Below are 17,094 nucleotides of genomic sequence, written 5' to 3' on the forward strand. Positions count from 1 at the left end.
CTTTCGCGGTGTAAGAGACACCACATTCTTCCTATATAGAGTAATGAAATTGTATGCTTAAAAACTTCTCCTCCCCCAAACTTTCGGTATGATCCATTATTTGTAATATCGGGTACGGCATCAATGGGTAATTTTGTGGCACTCCACACTCCCCAAATAATGAGCAACAATGTCATTATTCCAATGACGAGCTTGTTCTTAATGCTAAATTTTATGATACTGTCTAACACAATTCATTTGATTAATAATTAATAATAATGGATATAAATACTTTCTGTCCGTTACAGAAAGGACAGCTAAATGTGCAATTTAGATAATACACCTATCTAATAGTAAATGAATATATCATCCATTACCAATAAATACATTTGCTGAAAATATTAAGTATTAATCTTTGGCGGCTGCCAAATGTTTCCGTGATAATTGGAAATGAAATTGAAATTTTGAAGTGGGAATTTTTGTATCTTGCTAAGACTTGGCTTTGCCTCGTTTATTTTGAACGTTTGAAACGTAAAATTCACAACGGTATGACAAGTAGCACAAGAACAAAAAGGACTGCATAAATCGCCGTTTTTCGTTTGACCATTGCTTGTATTAGAAAGCTCTGATTTTGAAGTATTACTGGTATCCATACCACACGCATCAGTACACGGCATTACGGATAATGTCAGAAAATATATACTGAATATGAATATAAATAGTTTCATCAGCTACAAATATAAATAAATAGATTGTGCAATAGAATTGCAAAGTTGAAAAAATCTATTTGTTACATTTGTCGCATTTCCCCTTAAGAACTAAATTAGCTCCATCTAATTTAAAGTTTTGAGGAACTTCGATGTTCGGAATTTCTGTTTCAGTAAGGCAAAAAGTATGTTTGCAGTCGGTACAATAAAAATGTGTGTGCAGTTCTGATAAATTACAATTGCATCCTGATTGGCAAAGTGCGTATTTAATCACTCCGCTTCCATCATCAATGGTATGGACAAGTTTGTATTCCAGGAATACTTTAAGTGTTCTGAAGAGAGTAATATTATCTGCTTTTTCAAACTGTTCTGCCAGCTCTTTATGACTTACTGCATATTGTTGTTTCAATAACTTTTCAACCACCAACAAACGCATAGCGGTGGGTTTTATAGCTTTTTGCAGTAAAATTTTTTCTAATTCAGTCATTGTGATTTAATTTTCTATCGTCCAATCATCATTATCGTCCTCGTCAACTGATATTTGCTCAATGATGCTGTTTGCTGCACTGTCAGAGTATGTACCATAACCATTTACGAAAACACCTTTTGCTCCATCTTTTTGGTTTCTCATCGCATATAAGATAGCCTCATCTTCCAAGTCATTAAGCCCAGTAAAACGATAAATTTTATCAATAACAATGTCCCTTAAATTAACTTTCTCTCCGTCTATTTTGTACGAAATGTTTTCTTCCAATAGATTAAAGTCTTCCGTATAACCCCTTTGTCTTAGTACTTCAATTACTTCTGATAATGTTTTTTCTGTTGATAGCATAAGTATTCTTCTTAAATTTTTGAAAATATTTTTTGAAAAAACTGAACATTTTTTTCTCTTAATTGGTTTCTAATAGCAACATTTTTTATCCTGTTGTATTGATGGACAAGGAACACTGGCATAACTACAATACACACAACAATCGCCTTGTAATGGTTTTAATCTTGTCTTGCAATTTTCACATTCATAAAAATATTGGCAAGCATCTGTTGGCATTGTTTCCTCTTTTTTGTATCCGCAATTTGGGCAAGTTATAATTGATTGTAATTTAATTTCCATTATGATATAATTTTACTTTTTAGTGATTTATAACCTGTCGAATTGATAGCTTTTTCAATTTCTATAATACTTGTTTGTTTGTTGTCAAACTTAACAATGGCATTGCCTTTCTCATAAGAAACCACAACTTCCACAATTCCTTTTAGTTTACTAACTTCCGTTTTAACGTGGTGTTCACAACCTGAACAAGTCATCCCTTTGATTGTAAACTCAACTTTCTGAATTTTGGAAGTTTGGGTAATAATTGCTTTACTTTCGGTCTTTGGAAAAAAAATGTGAGCATAAAGCGGAAATGATAAAAGTAAAGCCGCCATAACGGTAATAATTCCTAAAAATGATTTTGTTTTCATAAAGTTTGATTTTTCAGTTGTTTCACAGTTGCAGTCAATTTTCTTTTGCGGTTTCAATTTTTGATACCAAGCAAAAGCAAGCACTAAAATAGTTAACCCGATAAAATATGGACGAAAAGGTTCGAGCCAAGAGAAAGTTGAAGCAAGTCCACTTGTTCCTGCTATGAGAGCCAAAACAGGTGTAATGCAACATAATGAAGCTGCTATTGCTGTCAAAAGTCCAGTCCCAATTAGTTTTCCGTCCGTTACCATATTGTTTCTAAATTTTTTTTATCGTCAAGTATTTTAAAAAATGGGTCCAACATTTTCTCATACTCTTTTGTCAATGAGTAAAAAATGGTTTGCGCCTCTCTTTCGGTTTCAATAAGCTTTCGGTCTTTAAGTTTTCTCAAGTGCTGAGAAATCGCTGAAATTGTCATTCCAAGAATTTCACTCACATCACAAACACAAAGTCGTTTTTCTTCATAAAGAAGAAACAGAATTTTCAGTCTTACATTGTTTCCAGTCAATTCAAGTGCGTTCGACAAATAGTCAAACGAACTGTGGAGTTCCGAAACTCTTTCTTTACAGCGATTGATTTGTTTAATGTCTGCCTGTTGTCGTGTACAAGAAGTATTATCCATAATGCAAATGTAACTAATTTGTTTATTTAAGCAAATGCTAAATTATGAGTATTAAAATTTGGCATTTTATATGTTGACGTAATGGTGCTGTTACTTTTAATTCTTCTAACAATATATTAATAGAAAAATCACAAAAATATTTAGTATAATCATTCTTTCTGCACCAAATGCTGTAAGTTAGGGTCATTCTTGATACGCTCCATTTCACTAACAACAATATTCAGAATGTCTGATTTTATCTGCTTGTAATTGTTTTCTATTTCCTGCTTCATCTTATCCTCGCCCTGCTCATTTACAAAAGATAAGATTTGCGGTATTTGCTGATAGGCTTTGCTTTCTGCCGCTACCTTTTCATTGTCCACTACAATTTCGGCGTGAAATATCTTCTGCTCGATACGTTCATCAAAGTTATCTGATACAGAACCAACAAACAAACCTTGTGTAAGTGTTGAGATTTTGGAAGCCGGAATAAGGCTGTCTAACTGTGTCGAAATAGAGGTAGATTTATCATTGCGGTTAATCGTCATACTCTGGCGTTTCTGTAATACTTTACCGAAACGTTCCGAAAGGCTTTTTGCTGTTTCGCCAACCACCTGACCACTGAATATATTACCGACAGTATTCTGTATTACCTTGCTTTCCTTGTCGCCGTAATCCCTTGTTAATTGCGAAAAATCCTGAAAACCCAAACATACCGCTACCTTATTACTTCTCGCCGTTGCGATAAGATTGTCCAGTCCCCTGAAATAAATTGTGGGCAACTCATCTATGATAACGGAACTCTTTAGCTGTCCCTTTTTGTTTATCAGCTTTACAATCCTCGAATTGTATAAACCCAAAGCTGAGGAATAAATATTTTGACGGTCGGGATTGTTACCCACGCACAAAATTTTAGGTTCTTTCGGGTTGTTAATGTCAAGCGTAAAATCATCGCCCGTCATTACCCAGTAAAGTTGTGGGCTAATCATCCTTGATAGCGGAATTTTTGCCGATGCGATTTGTCCTTGTAACTGGTCTTGCGCTCCACCTTGCCACGCATCCATAAAGGGCGACAAATAATTTTCCAAATCCGGGTATGAAGTTAAAATCGTGAATACATCCGAATACTTTTTATTCAGTAATTCAATGGCGTGAGGGAACGTACAATACTTACCATCTTCGTAGATTTTCAGATACCAAATAATCGCAGCCAAAAGAATAATTGGGCTTTCCACGAAAAAATCCCCTTGCTTCTGTATCCACGACCTGTTAAGGTTTAGCATTATAGTATATGCCGCTTCGTAAGCATCAGAAATGTCCGTCATAAAATCGGGATTGAGTGGGTTGCAACGGTGGCTCTTGCGTGGGTCGTCGAAATTTATCACGTAAAATTTCGGCTGAACTTTGTATTTATCCCGATGCTTCAGTAAGTGATTATAGGCAATAGTAGAAAGGTCGTCAAACTTGAAATCGTAGATATACATACTAAAGCCTTTTTCAATCTGCTGCTTGATGTAGTTGTTTACGATGGCATAAGATTTACCGGAACCGGGAGTACCCAACACTATTGATGCCCTGAATGGATTTACAATGTTTATCCAACCGTTGTTCCATTTGCCTTTGTAGTAAAATTTGGTGGGCAGGTTAACGGAATACTCGTTTTCCATCAGTTTGGTTTCCTGCTGAAAGCTCTCATTCTCATTATTAAATACGTCGTCCATCAGGTTGGTACGAAGCAGGCGGCTCATCCATACGCCCGCCATCAGCAAGGCGATATAACCTAATGAGATAGTAAGCATATACAGGAATGTGCCTGTTGCCGGAGATAGCTTTAACAAAGGTGTGTTCAGGAAGAACAGCACAAAGCCAACGCCCAACGCCACGTAAATTTTAGTCCAGGTTATCTTTTCGTTCTTTACGCCCTTTGTCCCTAAACAGCTTAAAGCCAGTAAGACCAAAGCGAATACTTTGGTGTAAAGAGTGTGTGAAAACAAACCCGCCGTTCGGTCGAAATTGCCTAATATCTTGTTGATTACTTCCAACGTCCAACCACGTTCTAAAAAGAAACCGTAGCAGAACCAATAAAGGTGCATCAGCACCAAAAGAATACTGACTGCCCGCATAAAAGCCATTATCTTGGAAAGCCCTCTTAAATCGTCTTCTCCCTGCATTATCTAAAGTTTTAATGTTCGGGCGTGAATTTAAAGGCTCTATGGAGTGGCTCTAAGAATGTGGCAGCCAGTGGCGTTCTGTGGCAGTGTTTGGCTGAATATTACTTCTGACCTCTTTGGCGTTTTCTTTTCTTCTTCATTTTATTGGCAAAGTCCTGTTCTTCGTAATCTTCGCCCTGGGCTTCGGGCAATAAACCTCCCAGTGCTTCAATCAAACCGTCTTCGTGTTTTTCAGTATGTAAGAAGTCGAACAAATGGTGTGGTTCTTCCGCAGGAAGATCCGCATCATTTGATGTGGATAATTTGGGTTGTAAAACGGCAGGTTCTTTAATATTCGGTTTGATGTTATTGTTCCAATAATCATTAAAGGTGTTGGCAGAAAGTTCTGTTGCCAAACGTGAACCGTTCCAAACTGCTTTGGAATTGTGGTCTATAAATGTGATGCCATAAATACGCCCTGTATCATTTCGGCGCACCACAACGTTAATACCCTGTTCCACCAACTGCTTTTTAAATGCCTGTTCATCGCTCGTGGTTTTCAGGGCAATGGTAACGGCAGATTTTAGGGTCTGTTTGGTGGGGCTATCTTTCAAAGCCGTTTTGCATTTCGCAAAATGCAGTTCCAAAGCCGGAAGCCCTGCGCTCTTTCCGAACAGCGAAGCCTTGAACGGATGCCCGGCTCTTTCGCCTTTTTCATTTAGCGGAATATATATTAAGCCCTGCTTCATCTCTCCCTGCAATTCGCCCTCGATTTTCTCGGCGGTAATATTGAACAGGGAAAGCAGGGCATTGTATTCGCCCAAAGTTTGGTACTGGTAGTAATTCGGGAGGTGGCGAACGACCGAAGCAATTTGGCTTTTTACATCGCCTGCCCGATAATCTACCGGACGGAAAACCTTATCATTCTGATTGCGCTCTTTGTCTGTTGCGGGTATCAACCCGTGTTTTCTTTCCAGTTCACGGCATACATTCATAGACCGCATTTTCTCGAATTTATCCGAAATCTTTTTGCCCTGCTCGTCCACGCAAACCGATACAATGTGTATATGGCTACGGTCAATATCGGTATGTTTGAATACCACAAAAGGCTGTTCGCCGTAACCCATTTCCCGCATATACTGTTCTGCCATTTCCCTAAACTTATCATCGCTTACCTTATCGTTCGGGTCAGGATTTAGCGAAATATGCAGCGTGTGTTTCTCGGTATTGCGGTTGGCTATCAGGTAAGGTGCAAAAGACTGGGCTAATTGTGCCACGGAATAATGACCGCTTGCGGTTTCAATCATCTTATTGGCAAACAAAATCTGCTCGTTTTCATTCTCCACTTTAAGCTGATTGTACGCCAACGCTCCGTATAAATTTGCACTTCTTCCAATTTTTGCTATCACTTCTACATTATTTTTTTAGGTATTCTTCCTCAAATTTTTCAGTAAGCTGAATGATTTTCTGACACAGCATTGCCATTTCAGCCGTCTGTTTCTCCAGTTTATACAGGAACGCTGCGGCTTTTTTCTCGGAAAAATTCTTGTACAGCACCTTTACAATTTGGTTATAGTTCACACCTATGGAACGGAACTGGCTGTGAAAAGAGGTCAGCCGCATATAAAAATCAACCGTTCCCTTGTCAATCTGAATGGTTTTTATGGTCTTGTCAAAGATGCAGGACGTTATGAAATGCGCCTTTACCTGCATACCTGATTTATCAAACAGGGCAAGAAAATGGGCGTGTTCCTGCTCGTTAAAGGAAATCGTATAGCGGATGGTCGCCGGGTCTTCTTTGGGGCGACGTCCGGTCTTTTTCAATTGCTTTTTGTTGTTATCGTTCATCACTAATCCATTTTAAAATCCATACAAAACCCTGACTTTGGAATGCGAATGGAGAACCAGTACCAGCAATCATTGATACCGTACAAAAAGAAACTATAATAGTAAATGTTTTTGGGCTAAAAGTTGAGATTTCAAAAAAATATCTTTCTGAGATAGAGATATCAGATGCGAGAAAAGTATTTAAAAATGAAGATGAACTTTACCTAAATATTATCGAATTTAATCCGGAACAACATCATATTGTTTTATCGAATAAGGGAACTATATCTGACCCTAAACATTATATTGATGCGGTTTTAAACAAAGAAATGGTATACTCGTGCCGTGTAGAAAAAGTTCAAACGGATCGAGGAGGATTACAGATTGGTTTAAAAGTATCAAACTCTTCATTTAAAAATTGGCTTTTTATTCCTACACATAATGCCACAGCAAGTCGATTTCTTGACCTTAACAGCAAATTCCCAATAGGTAGTCTCTTAGATGTAAAAATTCAGCGTTATGCATCCACGACATCTAATTTTATTGGTAGCCTGATAGACCTTAAAGATCCATGGGATAGCGAGAAATTTAGAGAATTAAGAATAAATGATGTTTTAAATGTAGAGGTCAAGCAAATTAATGAGTTTACCGTAATCTGTGAAATAGTTGAAGGCTTGGAATGCCGCTTTGCAAGGCAAGAAATATCTTGGGTACCACAGGAATGCGTCACTTCGTCATATAAAATAGATGATAAGATTGACGTTAAAATTCTAGCTATTGATGAGGACAGAAAAAGAATTGAGACTTCCATTAAAAGGCTTGTAAAAACTCCTGAGCTCGAATTTTATGATGCAAACTTAGATAAAATTGTTGAAGTTGAAGTTGTAAGAGTTGTACCAGACATAGGGATTGCTGTAAAGTATGAGGGTGGTACAAATACAGGGTTTATTCATTTTTCGGAAATTGGATATGGGTACGTAGGTAGATTTGAAAACATTTTCAATCCTTCTGACAAAATTCAGGTTGTACTTTCGGCATTTGATGCAGATAAGAATAGTTTAAAATTTAGTGTCAAAAAGCAATATAAACATCAATTTGATGAATGGTTTCGCTATGTGAATGTTGATGAACCTGTGCGAGGCAAAGTCATTAGATATTTTGACCGTAGTGTGCAGATAGAGTTGGTTGCTAATGGATTTACGGTACAGTCTTACATAGCAAAAAAAATTATATCGAATTTGGCATTTGTTGAAAATGAAGATCTTCCTTATTACTTGCCAATTGGAGAAACGTTTGATTTCTACATATTAGGTATGGATGATAAAAGAAAAACTATTTCTCTAACTCGTAAAGACTATTTCGATCAATTCGATTTGCCTGAATATGGTGACAAAATCAGAGTGACATATGTTAAGGAAAATCACTCAAAAGCTTATTTCTACTCTAATGATTTTGAAGGCTGGATAAATTTACCAGAAGAAAACATACAGCTAGGGAGCAAATTGGATGTTATAATAGTATCTCAATCTACAGGTGAATTTTGCATCATTTAAATTTAGGGTTAAAAATTGGAGAAAATCAATATTTCGAGCGCTCGGCTTTCTGCAAAAAAGACGGTTCCGACCTGAGGAGGATCTGTATTTTTTGCTCGACATGATTTTTTCAAAAAATGGAAACGGTTAAACGTTCCCCAAAAATTATGAATTGTAGAATACATGACCTCTATCGCTCCAATAGTCGTCGCTAAACAGGTCTCGGGCATAAGCCTCATAATCGAAGTACGTTTTTGCAAATTCGGGCAAGTCCATTTGCTCTACCTATTCATAGGCAAAATCTTCCTCGTCTTTGTATTCCCCTATATAGTCATCGTCAAAGTCGCTCATTAGGTCGCCAATATCAGCCTCTGATAGCCTACGGTGTCCATTGTCGCACCATATTAGGAATGCCTCTTTTCGGGTTTCGTTCATATTTTCCAAAGCCTCCAAAACATCAAATATGCTATCGCTTATCCAACATTCGCCGATTAAGCCGTTTGGGATGTTCTCGTAATCTTGAAACATAAATTCGGGGTCTTCCTCGTCATCGTGCAACTCCCTGCAAGCATCGTAAAATTCGTCTTTGTCCGCATAGTCGGATAGCGTTAGCCATTCCCCGAAGATTGAACCGTCATTAAATTTTGCGTATGTGCCAACATATACCCTTGCTTCCGATGTGATTATTTGATGTGTCATTTCTTTACTGTTTTGAATTAATTTTTTTGATTTATTCGGCAATGAGAGGTGGTGCTGTTGTTTTGTTTCAATACCATTTCCAATGCTTATATTCCTCATGCCTGACATTTTTTTTATTCTTGTAAAGAGCCGGAGTATGCTGTGTTTCGTTTCGGGAGCAGTTTAGGTTAGCGTCTAGGATGCACAAGGTTTTGGAAAACAAATACTACCCAACGGGTGGAGATTTTTTTTTCAAACTTGCATGACCTTTTGCTTCCCTTAAGAACACGTCCAACCTTTGCTCCATGAAAGGTGAACAACAGGCATACTGGCGTTTTCGGGTAAAACCAATCGTGGAAGTAATGAGGATAGCATTGCCGAAATGGTTCTAAACAGGCAGACTATGCCAAGTAATTCAACCCAAAGACACAATCCAATATCCACTCCATCAGTGGGATAAGTTTGTCTGTGCGGATTAATCCGTGTGGTTAACAGACAAAAATCAGTTGAAGATGGAGAAAGAAGAAGCGAACGATGTAACACCCGAAAGAGTTGTACAAATCTTGAAAAAGAAAGGAACAGATTTAGAGGAAGCAAAAACCATCTTGGAGTTTGTCAAAAAGATAGCTCACATTGCAGTTAACCAGTATCTCAGAGGAAAATATTCTTTTTTGCGATTTGTGCATCGTATATTTTCATATACAAAAGAATTTTTTAGGGCATTAATAGCTCAAGTGTGATTGAGGTGGAGTTATTTTATCATACAAATCATTTACCCTCCCCTTCAATTTGTCATAAAATGCTCTTTTCTGTTGTGTTAACTTTGTCTCTAGGGCTAAACAATCCTCGATTAATTCTAAAACTTCCTCCTTGGTCTTAAGTACAAATAGTGATGAGAAGTTAATATTTAATTTTTGGCTCACCAACATGATGACATTCCAACCAACAATATGCTCCGCTCTTTCAATCCTGCCTATCAAGGTGTTGTCGGTCTCACTAATAATACCTAAATCAAGCTGAGAGTACTTGTATTCTAGTCTCCTTAATTTGACAGTTAGTCCTAGTGAGATATTAATAATTTCTATTTCGATTTTTGAATAGTTGGTCATAAACCAAATGTTGACATAATCGAGAGTTTTATTCGATACATATTTGTATTGAATAAATGGAATTTGTATATTTGCTAAATATTCATTCAAATCTTGGATAGAATGGCATTTGACTAAAAGAGTCTCGATAGTGAATTCCGACAAATTACTAGTGAACGAGACGGTAGTCCAATGCCCATGTAGATATTTTTGTACTTTTGTGCAAGCTATAGCTCATGGGCGACTATCGTAATTCCGTTTCACTAGGCCGTCGGAAGCCTGCTATACGGTTGATAGGAGCCCGCTATAGTTCTTAAAAACCTTAGGGGACTCACTTTATAAAATTTAATTTTAAGTGAGTAATGAAAGAAAATAAACAAAGCACAAAAAACATCTTCAAATCTCCCGAGTAGCTCGGTTTGATTTCGCCAGCAATGATCTGGTAACATCAGCTATGGAATTCGAGATGCCCAACTATATACCGAGTCATATCCATTCACTAGAATTCTAGCTATCCCAATTAACCAATTTTATTACGGGCGGTTTACGGCCTAAAAAGTAACCGATTCAGTCGAACTGGAATAGGTATGCTCTAAACTCGCCATTAAAAATCTAAAGAATGAGATCTAATTACGCTCACCTAATTCTACTGGATTTGGTAATTTATGAAACTCATAGATCAGGATATGATCCTGTGAAAAATGTTCAAGACTTTTGGGATAAGTATCCTCTAAGTACAATCAAAGACTATATCGTTGTTTTGCATCCCGATACGGTTGATAACGAAAAAACGAAAGATAATCCGCAATTGTCTGAATTTTCCGTCGAACTTCTCCGCGTCCTGATAGCTTATTTAATGATCCATACGACTCAATTGGATCTTGGTAAGGTATCTATTTCTATCGAGCTACACAAAGAATCGATAGATACTTCCAAAGCGATTTCCGATTTCTTTCGGCGCGTATCCTCATCCAATATCAATTCCTGAAATGATGAAAAAATTAAAACTACAATCCAATAGCAGCACACTGCTATATATTCAAATACTTAAGGTCACGGTATTAGTGATTTTATACCTTTTAGTTTCTATGTTTAGTTTATCAGCTCAGACGCCCCGCAAGGAAAGCGGGGCCGATGGGCTATTAATCAAACATCTCAAAATAGGGGATACTATCCCGCAGGCTCTTTGGGATATACAGCTTAATGTCGTAGGGCATCAGGCTGGATCTAAACAATTGACGCTCCGCGACTATAAGAATAAGAAACTGATTATTCTAGATTTCTGGGCTACTTGGTGTTCCTCATGTATAGCCTCATTCCCTAGTCTCTATAAATTGCAGGACGATATGGACAGCCAGGTCAAAGTACTTTCAGTTACTTACCAAGATCGTGTTGCCGTAGAGAAATTTATTGGCAAAAGTGAGTTTATACAAACCCATGGATTGGCTAATAGGTTTTCCTCCATTGTCAACGACAAGCTGCTGACCAAGTTTTTTGATAAAGACGCAATCCCATTTACAGTCTGTATTGACAACAATGGTGTGGTACGTGCACTAGCAATGCCGAGTGAACTAAATGCGCTTGCTTTAAAGCAGATGATCAAAGACCGAAACGCAGTGCCTGTTGCGGCCAAAGTACTCTCATTTGACCAGCCGTTATTGCAACCTTATTATGATGCTAAGATCATCAATTATTATTATAGCACCTTACTGCCCTATGGTCAGGGGATATCGCAGGCAAGCAGTTTTACGGTGGACTCCACGCATCAGTATAAGCACCTCGTTGTACCCAATCTCAATGTATTTATGCAATATGGTATCGCATTGCAAGATGCTCAAAATTATATTGCCGGCCTTTCCAAGATTCGCGCTAGACGGATACTCGAAATAAAAAGTCCCGATAGTATAATCCACAGATTGGAGCAGGATCGGAATTTCTGGAAATATACTTACGAATCGGTAAGCCCAGCGGTGTGGAATGATTATACCGTTTACAAAAAAATGGAAAGCGACCTCAATTTCTATCTCGGAATGAAAGCATCTTATCAATTACGTGATGTTGAATGCCTGGTGATGCGCCGTGCTGATGGTAAAAAGCCTCGCCAAAGTAAGGAATTGGCTAAGGTACCAACGGTCATATTGAACGGTCTGGTGGAGAACGATGGGAGCTCAGACGGCAAGTTTTTGCAAAAGGCACAGCTTGGAAACGATAAGCCAAAGAATGCATTTATTGGCGTTGAAATAAAAAATATCCCCAATCTGTTTAACCTGAGGTCTTTCTCGGTATTGCCCTTTATGATCGATGAAACAGGGCTTGATGAAAGGATAGACTTACCGCTTTCCGATAATCTCAGCGATATAGACCAATTGAAACAGGCATTTGCAGTACAGGGACTGACTTTATCACTTGAAAGGCGGAAGATGATCATGTTCGTCTTAACACAGGATGGATTTAAAGAAAGTGGTAGTGTAATGAAATTGACGCGCTACGGTTATGTAGCTAAGGGAAGAAAGGAGCTGATACGATGAAAAAATATCTTTTAGTCGTGTTGATTTGTGTCGTATTTTGTTTGAAAACATTCGCACAGGGACAAGCAATCAGGGTTCAGGATCGCGATACAAAACTGCCTATTGCTGCTGTATCTATTAAAGATTGCGAAGGAAAGGCTTTCGGAGCCACGGATGCAAAAGGAGAGTTGTTACTGAAAGGACATATAAGCTGTCTTGTTTTTCGACGCCTTGGTTATCACCCTGATACCCTATCGCTGGAAGCGCTAAACCGACATAGTTGGTTGGTATACCTCACACCTCTGGTCAATGAATTGGAAGAGGTACAGGTATCGACAGGTTATCAGACCCTACCCAAAGAGAGAGCAACCGGAGCTTTTGACCTGATCGGGAAAAAGGAACTGGATAGACAGATAGGTTCTAATATCCTTAATAGATTGGATGGACTGAGTAGTGCCATACTTTTTGATAAACGTGGTGGCAATCCGAGCAATTTTATGGTCAGGGGCCTGAGTACGATTACCGAAACCATCAAAGGTCCATTGATTGTGGTGGATAACTTTCCTTATGAGGGCGATATCAATGATATTAATCCCAATGATGTGGAAAATATTAGCGTATTGAAAGACGCTGCTGCGACGTCTATTTGGGGTGCTAAGGCTGGCAATGGCGTGGTCGTAATTACGCTAAAGAAAGGGAAATTTGATATGCCGATCCGTCTTTCGGTAACGAGTAATATCTCCGTGATTGATAGGGAGGATCCCTATTATCGATCGCAGGTAGACAATTCAACCTATATCGAGGTGGAGCGACTTCTCTTTAATCAGGGCTATTACGACAATACGCTCAATAATAAGGTGTATAATCCTGTGGTAAGTCCTGTGGTTGAGCTCTTAAACGATCATCGTAATAAGTTGATCGACGACTCGGCCTTGGAATCCCAATTGAATGCAATTGCTCAGGGAAACTTGCGTGCTGATATAGCGCGGTACCTGCGTCAAAAGGGAATTAATCAACAGTATAATGTGCAGCTGAGTACTGGAAGCGAGAAGCTGGCGTCTATTTGGTCGGCCGGATTTGATAGGGTAAGAAGTAATATTGTCGGCAATGAAAATAGTCGGTTTACACTTCGTACAGAGCAGACCTGGCGACCGATTTCTAAATTGGTACTTACGGGGGGAATGCAGTTCAATGCAAATAAAGTGACCAACAATGGTATTTCATCCTTAGCAATCGGAAGTGCTGGGCTAGCTTATCCTTATTCGCGGCTATTGGATAGCGATGGCAATCCGAGTCGATTGGAGCAGAACTACAGAAGTCGTTTTCTGGATACGCTGGGCGAAGGCAAATTGTTGGATTGGTCGTATTATCCCTTGGCAGATCAGAAACTATTGGATAAGACGGATAATACGAATGTGCTGAAATTTGACCTTGCAGCAGCGTATGAATGGATAAAAGGGCTGCGGTCTGAATTGCGGTACCAGTATTTTACATCGAATGGCCTCCTCGAGGATCGGATGGATCATAACTCATTTTATGTGCGCGATCTCATCAATAAATATAGCCAGTTAAAAAGTAATGTCATTGAGCGTCCTATTCCACTGGGTGATATTTTGGATAGAACTTCAAACAGACAGTATGGTCACAATATGCGGGCACAGATTTCCTACGATAAACAATCTAGCCTGGGCGATCTGAATGTGTTGATAGGTGGGGAGGTAAGGGACAATCGGGGGCTACTGCACACTTATCGGCAGTACGGATACGACAATGAACTCAACATATCCCAACCTGTTGATTATCGCACAATTTTTACTTACTACGCTGGCCTTGGAAGCAATACGATCTGGTATAACTTTAATGATGAACGTAATGTAGACCGTTTTGTCTCCGTTTTCTTCAACGGATCGTATAATCTGCTCAAAAAGTATACAGTTTCAGCAAGCGCACGTCGTGATGCATCAAATCTGTTCGGTGTAAATACCAACAATAGATGGAAACCGCTGTGGTCAATTGGTGGTATGTGGAATGTCGATCGCGAAAGTTTCTATAACTGGGCTTGGATGCCGCACTTAATCTTACGGGCGACCTACGGAAAAAGTGGAAATGTAAACAATTCAGTTCCTGCACAGACGACCATAACCTATAACTCCAGTCCCGGTGTACTGGGGGGATTCACCAATGCCTATGTCAATAATCCGCCCAATCCAGACCTGCGATGGGAGGATGTAAGCCAGTTAAATTTTGGACTCGACTTTGGCCTAAAGCACAATCGAGTGACTGGATCGGTAGCTTACTTCAATAAAAAAGCAACCGATTTGATCGCCATTGTGAATGTTGATCCAACTGTAGGTGTCGATTATTTAAAAAGAAATGCCGCAAGCCTGCGTACACAGGGCTGGGAAGTACAGCTCAATACGCTCAACATCGATGCCCCGTTGCAATGGCGTACCACCTGGTTATTTTCGTCCAATAAAACCCGGATTATGAACTATAGCTATCGGTCAAACGTGAATGCTGATATGGTAAATTCGGGCCAATCGCTTACACCAATAGAGGGTTATGCTGCTTATAATCTAGTCAGTTACCGGTTTATGGGACTCACAGCTGATGCCGGTAATCCTCAGTTTAGTGTAAACGGACAGCCTTATTCCAATTACGCCGATTTAAGGTCCAAAGTTTCTCTTGAAGATCTGGTATTCCATGGATCTGCACTTCCTGAACAGTTTGGGAGTATCAGAAACAGTTTTACTTTCGGTGCTTGGGAAGCCGGTATCAACATCGCTTATCGTTTCAATTATTTTTTTAGAAGAGAATCCGTCAATTATTCCTCCTTATCCTCTAATATCCCGCTACACAGCGATTATTATAAAAGATGGCAAAAAACGGGTGATGAGGCGACGACTAATGTTCCTGCATTCAATTACCCATTGAATTCCAACAGGGATCAGTTTTATATGAACTCCGACATTTTGGTCGAGAAAGGTGATAACATCACTTTGCAGGATATTAGCTTGATCTACCGCCTGAAACCCAAACTGGGCTATTTCAAAAGTATTTCCTTACAGGCTTATGCCCGCAATCTTGGTGTGATCTGGAAGGCGACCAAGCTAGATTTGGATCCAAATGGAATTACTATGCGGATTCCCTCGCAATTTTCACTAGGTATAAACGCTCAATTTTAATACGATGAAGACAAACATAATTTCAACTATACTATGCTGCTTGTTGATAATAGTGGTAGGATGTAATAAATTCTTGGATGAGAAATCCAAAAGTTCATTGGCAGTTCCCAAAACATTGAAAGATCTACAGGCTTTAATGGATTATGAGCTCTATACCGTACGCAGCTTTCCGATCGGGATGGATGTCGCCTCTGACTATTATTTTATGAACGATAAAGACGTGAAGAGTTTGGCGGCAGAATTAAGTGATGTTTATCTTTTGAATAACGAACAGACTAAATTGACAGACTGGACCGAAAGCTACAAAAAGATTATGTATGCAAATATCGTTTTGGATAACGTTGATCAGGCAGATTTAGACGGTATGTCAAATTCGGAAAGGGATTTGGTCAAGGGAACGGCGTTGTTTCACAGGGGATGGAATTTATTCTGGCTGGCTCAGGAGTTTTCGCAGGCTTATGAAGCTGGTACTGCAAAGAACGAGCTTGGCATCCCACTTCGTACGACCTCAGATATCAATGTTAACTTTCAACGTACTAATCTGGAAGATACTTTTTTGCAAATCACCAAAGATCTTCGGGATGCGGCTGGTCTGCTCCCCAATCTGCCGCTCAAAAAGACGAGACCATCCAAAGCTGCCGCTTATGCTGTACTGGCCAGGGTGTTCCTCTACATGGGGAATGTAAGTGAAGCCTTAAACTATGCGAATCTTTCCTTAGCGATCCAAAAGGATCTTATTGATTATAGGATGGTGTCGCCAACAGCGGCAATTCCATTTGAATTAATGAATAAGGAAGTTATCTTTCATAGTGGTATGGCGTCATCAGGTGGCATATTTACGGGAACAAAATCTTTTGTCGACACAGTACTGTTTGAACAGTACAACGGAGGTGATTTGAGGAAGACACTGTATTACAAAAAAAATGCAAATGGATTTTACAATTTCAAAGGAAACTATGCGGGTACAATAGGAAGCTATGCATTTTGCGGTCTTGCAGTAGATGAACTTTATTTGATTAAAGCCGAATGTGAAGCAAGGTCAAATCAGTTGATTGATGCTGGTAATACGATGGTTGAATTGTTGAAAGCACGTTATGAAACAAGCAAGCTACCCATTGTACCCGCTGGAAAGGCTGAACTGATCGACTTTATATTGAGCGAACGTAAAAAGGAACTGGCTTTTCGCTTTGGTACGCGATGGTCGGACATAAAACGGCTGAATAAGCACTATAATGCGGGCATTCGAATCGTACGTAACTTTGATGGAAAGGAATATATTTTAGAACCTAACGATAAGCGATTTGCGCTATTGATCCCATACTCGGTTGTCGTTGCTGGAGGGCTTGTCCAGAATCCACGATAGATAGGAAAGGGCGAA

The 17,094-nt window shown here is 39.2% G+C and carries 17 protein-coding genes and 1 pseudogene; 6 read left to right on the plus strand and 12 right to left on the minus strand.

Features of this window, described 5'->3' with window-relative positions; all coding sequences use genetic code 11:
- The 10 genes from L1283_RS22040 to mobA form a co-directional block, all read right to left on the minus strand.
- A partial coding sequence (locus L1283_RS22040) for a hypothetical protein (protein ID WP_429626454.1) occupies nucleotides 1-230 on the minus strand: 230 nt, incomplete at its 3' end.
- 150 nt (nucleotides 231-380) lie between these two features.
- On the minus strand, nucleotides 381-707 hold the full coding sequence (locus L1283_RS22045; RefSeq protein WP_429626455.1) for a DUF6660 family protein: 327 nt from the start codon (nucleotides 705-707) through the stop codon (nucleotides 381-383).
- 55 nt (nucleotides 708-762) lie between these two features.
- Nucleotides 763-1,173 carry a Fur family transcriptional regulator gene (locus tag L1283_RS22050; protein WP_024566616.1) on the minus strand — a complete coding sequence of 137 codons (411 nt, stop codon included), beginning with the start codon at nucleotides 1,171-1,173 and terminating at the stop codon, nucleotides 763-765.
- A 6-nt stretch (nucleotides 1,174-1,179) separates the two neighbouring features.
- Nucleotides 1,180-1,518: a hypothetical protein gene (locus L1283_RS22055; RefSeq protein WP_024566615.1), complete on the minus strand. Its 339-nt coding sequence runs from the start codon at nucleotides 1,516-1,518 to the stop codon at nucleotides 1,180-1,182.
- 69 nt (nucleotides 1,519-1,587) lie between these two features.
- Complete coding sequence (locus tag L1283_RS22060; protein ID WP_078679374.1) at nucleotides 1,588-1,797, minus strand: GDCCVxC domain-containing (seleno)protein; 210 nt, start codon at nucleotides 1,795-1,797, stop codon at nucleotides 1,588-1,590.
- Complete coding sequence (merTP, locus tag L1283_RS22065; RefSeq protein WP_024566614.1) at nucleotides 1,797-2,399, minus strand: mercuric transport protein MerTP; 603 nt, start codon at nucleotides 2,397-2,399, stop codon at nucleotides 1,797-1,799. Before merTP ends, L1283_RS22060 begins: the two co-directional genes overlap by 1 nt.
- The gene (locus tag L1283_RS22070) at nucleotides 2,393-2,770 is read right to left on the minus strand and encodes an ArsR/SmtB family transcription factor (protein WP_024566613.1); all 378 of its coding nucleotides are present in this window, start codon (nucleotides 2,768-2,770) and stop codon (nucleotides 2,393-2,395) included. The genes merTP and L1283_RS22070 overlap by 7 nt, the downstream gene beginning before the upstream one ends.
- 149 nt (nucleotides 2,771-2,919) lie before the next feature.
- Nucleotides 2,920-4,920: a conjugal transfer protein MobC gene (mobC, locus tag L1283_RS22075; RefSeq protein ID WP_112375955.1), complete on the minus strand. Its 2,001-nt coding sequence runs from the start codon at nucleotides 4,918-4,920 to the stop codon at nucleotides 2,920-2,922.
- A 101-nt stretch (nucleotides 4,921-5,021) separates the two neighbouring features.
- Nucleotides 5,022-6,308 carry a conjugal transfer protein MobB gene (mobB, locus tag L1283_RS22080; protein ID WP_429626456.1) on the minus strand — a complete coding sequence of 429 codons (1,287 nt, stop codon included), beginning with the start codon at nucleotides 6,306-6,308 and terminating at the stop codon, nucleotides 5,022-5,024.
- Nucleotides 6,309-6,315: 7 nt separating this feature from the next.
- Nucleotides 6,316-6,747, minus strand: coding sequence for a conjugal transfer protein MobA (mobA, locus tag L1283_RS22085; protein ID WP_024566610.1), 432 nt, complete (start codon nucleotides 6,745-6,747; stop codon nucleotides 6,316-6,318).
- Between the two features lie 308 nt (nucleotides 6,748-7,055).
- Between mobA and L1283_RS22090 the strand changes: the two genes are divergently transcribed.
- Entirely contained in the window at nucleotides 7,056-8,279 is a 1,224-nt protein-coding gene (locus L1283_RS22090; protein WP_429626457.1) for a S1 RNA-binding domain-containing protein, read from the plus strand.
- A 144-nt stretch (nucleotides 8,280-8,423) separates the two neighbouring features.
- Here the strand turns inward: L1283_RS22090 and L1283_RS22095 are convergent.
- Nucleotides 8,424-9,065 (minus strand): annotated as a pseudogene (locus L1283_RS22095) (antirestriction protein ArdA).
- A gap of 383 nt (nucleotides 9,066-9,448) precedes the next feature.
- Between L1283_RS22095 and L1283_RS22100 the strand changes: the two are divergent.
- Nucleotides 9,449-9,676, plus strand: a complete 228-nt coding sequence (locus L1283_RS22100; protein ID WP_146753172.1) for a hypothetical protein — start codon at nucleotides 9,449-9,451, stop codon at nucleotides 9,674-9,676.
- Here L1283_RS22100 and L1283_RS22105 read toward each other — a convergent pair.
- On the minus strand, nucleotides 9,659-10,045 hold the full coding sequence (locus tag L1283_RS22105; RefSeq protein WP_115050253.1) for a hypothetical protein: 387 nt from the start codon (nucleotides 10,043-10,045) through the stop codon (nucleotides 9,659-9,661). The two genes, L1283_RS22100 and L1283_RS22105, sit on opposite strands and share 18 nt — an antisense overlap.
- Nucleotides 10,046-10,643: 598 nt before the next feature.
- Between L1283_RS22105 and L1283_RS22110 the strand changes: the two genes are divergently transcribed.
- Genes L1283_RS22110 through L1283_RS22125 form a run of 4 tightly spaced genes read left to right on the plus strand, consistent with a single transcriptional unit; the run spans nucleotide 10,644 to nucleotide 17,079 of the window.
- Nucleotides 10,644-11,012: a hypothetical protein gene (locus L1283_RS22110; RefSeq protein ID WP_157698535.1), complete on the plus strand. Its 369-nt coding sequence runs from the start codon at nucleotides 10,644-10,646 to the stop codon at nucleotides 11,010-11,012.
- Between the two features lies 1 nt (nucleotide 11,013).
- Complete coding sequence (locus L1283_RS22115; RefSeq protein WP_313236622.1) at nucleotides 11,014-12,552, plus strand: TlpA family protein disulfide reductase; 1,539 nt, start codon at nucleotides 11,014-11,016, stop codon at nucleotides 12,550-12,552.
- A complete protein-coding gene (locus L1283_RS22120) occupies nucleotides 12,549-15,716 on the plus strand; it encodes a SusC/RagA family TonB-linked outer membrane protein (RefSeq protein ID WP_159333199.1) in 3,168 nt (1,055 codons plus the stop codon). The genes L1283_RS22115 and L1283_RS22120 overlap by 4 nt, the downstream gene beginning before the upstream one ends.
- A gap of 4 nt (nucleotides 15,717-15,720) precedes the next feature.
- Nucleotides 15,721-17,079, plus strand: a complete 1,359-nt coding sequence (locus L1283_RS22125; RefSeq protein WP_112375974.1) for a RagB/SusD family nutrient uptake outer membrane protein — start codon at nucleotides 15,721-15,723, stop codon at nucleotides 17,077-17,079.
- Nucleotides 17,080-17,094 lie beyond the last annotated feature (15 nt).

Source organism: Sphingobacterium sp. HSC-15S19, assembly GCF_050433745.1.
GTDB lineage: Bacteria > Bacteroidota > Bacteroidia > Sphingobacteriales > Sphingobacteriaceae > Sphingobacterium > Sphingobacterium siyangense.

Bases quoted from the DNA above. Each gene is read 5' to 3' on its own strand.
- L1283_RS22045 (WP_429626455.1), bottom strand. From the start codon at position 707: ATGAAACTATTTATATTCATATTCAGTATATATTTTCTGACATTATCC.
- L1283_RS22050 (WP_024566616.1), bottom strand. From the start codon at position 1,173: ATGACTGAATTAGAAAAAATTTTACTGCAAAAAGCTATAAAACCCACC.
- L1283_RS22055 (WP_024566615.1), bottom strand. From the start codon at position 1,518: ATGCTATCAACAGAAAAAACATTATCAGAAGTAATTGAAGTACTAAGA.
- L1283_RS22060 (WP_078679374.1), bottom strand. From the start codon at position 1,797: ATGGAAATTAAATTACAATCAATTATAACTTGCCCAAATTGCGGATAC.
- merTP (WP_024566614.1), bottom strand. From the start codon at position 2,399: ATGGTAACGGACGGAAAACTAATTGGGACTGGACTTTTGACAGCAATA.
- L1283_RS22070 (WP_024566613.1), bottom strand. From the start codon at position 2,770: ATGGATAATACTTCTTGTACACGACAACAGGCAGACATTAAACAAATC.
- mobC (WP_112375955.1), bottom strand. From the start codon at position 4,920: ATGCAGGGAGAAGACGATTTAAGAGGGCTTTCCAAGATAATGGCTTTT.
- mobA (WP_024566610.1), bottom strand. From the start codon at position 6,747: ATGAACGATAACAACAAAAAGCAATTGAAAAAGACCGGACGTCGCCCC.
- L1283_RS22090 (WP_429626457.1), top strand. From the start codon at position 7,056: ATGGTATACTCGTGCCGTGTAGAAAAAGTTCAAACGGATCGAGGAGGA.
- L1283_RS22100 (WP_146753172.1), top strand. From the start codon at position 9,449: ATGGAGAAAGAAGAAGCGAACGATGTAACACCCGAAAGAGTTGTACAA.
- L1283_RS22105 (WP_115050253.1), bottom strand. From the start codon at position 10,045: ATGACCAACTATTCAAAAATCGAAATAGAAATTATTAATATCTCACTA.
- L1283_RS22110 (WP_157698535.1), top strand. From the start codon at position 10,644: ATGAGATCTAATTACGCTCACCTAATTCTACTGGATTTGGTAATTTAT.
- L1283_RS22115 (WP_313236622.1), top strand. From the start codon at position 11,014: ATGATGAAAAAATTAAAACTACAATCCAATAGCAGCACACTGCTATAT.
- L1283_RS22120 (WP_159333199.1), top strand. From the start codon at position 12,549: ATGAAAAAATATCTTTTAGTCGTGTTGATTTGTGTCGTATTTTGTTTG.
- L1283_RS22125 (WP_112375974.1), top strand. From the start codon at position 15,721: ATGAAGACAAACATAATTTCAACTATACTATGCTGCTTGTTGATAATA.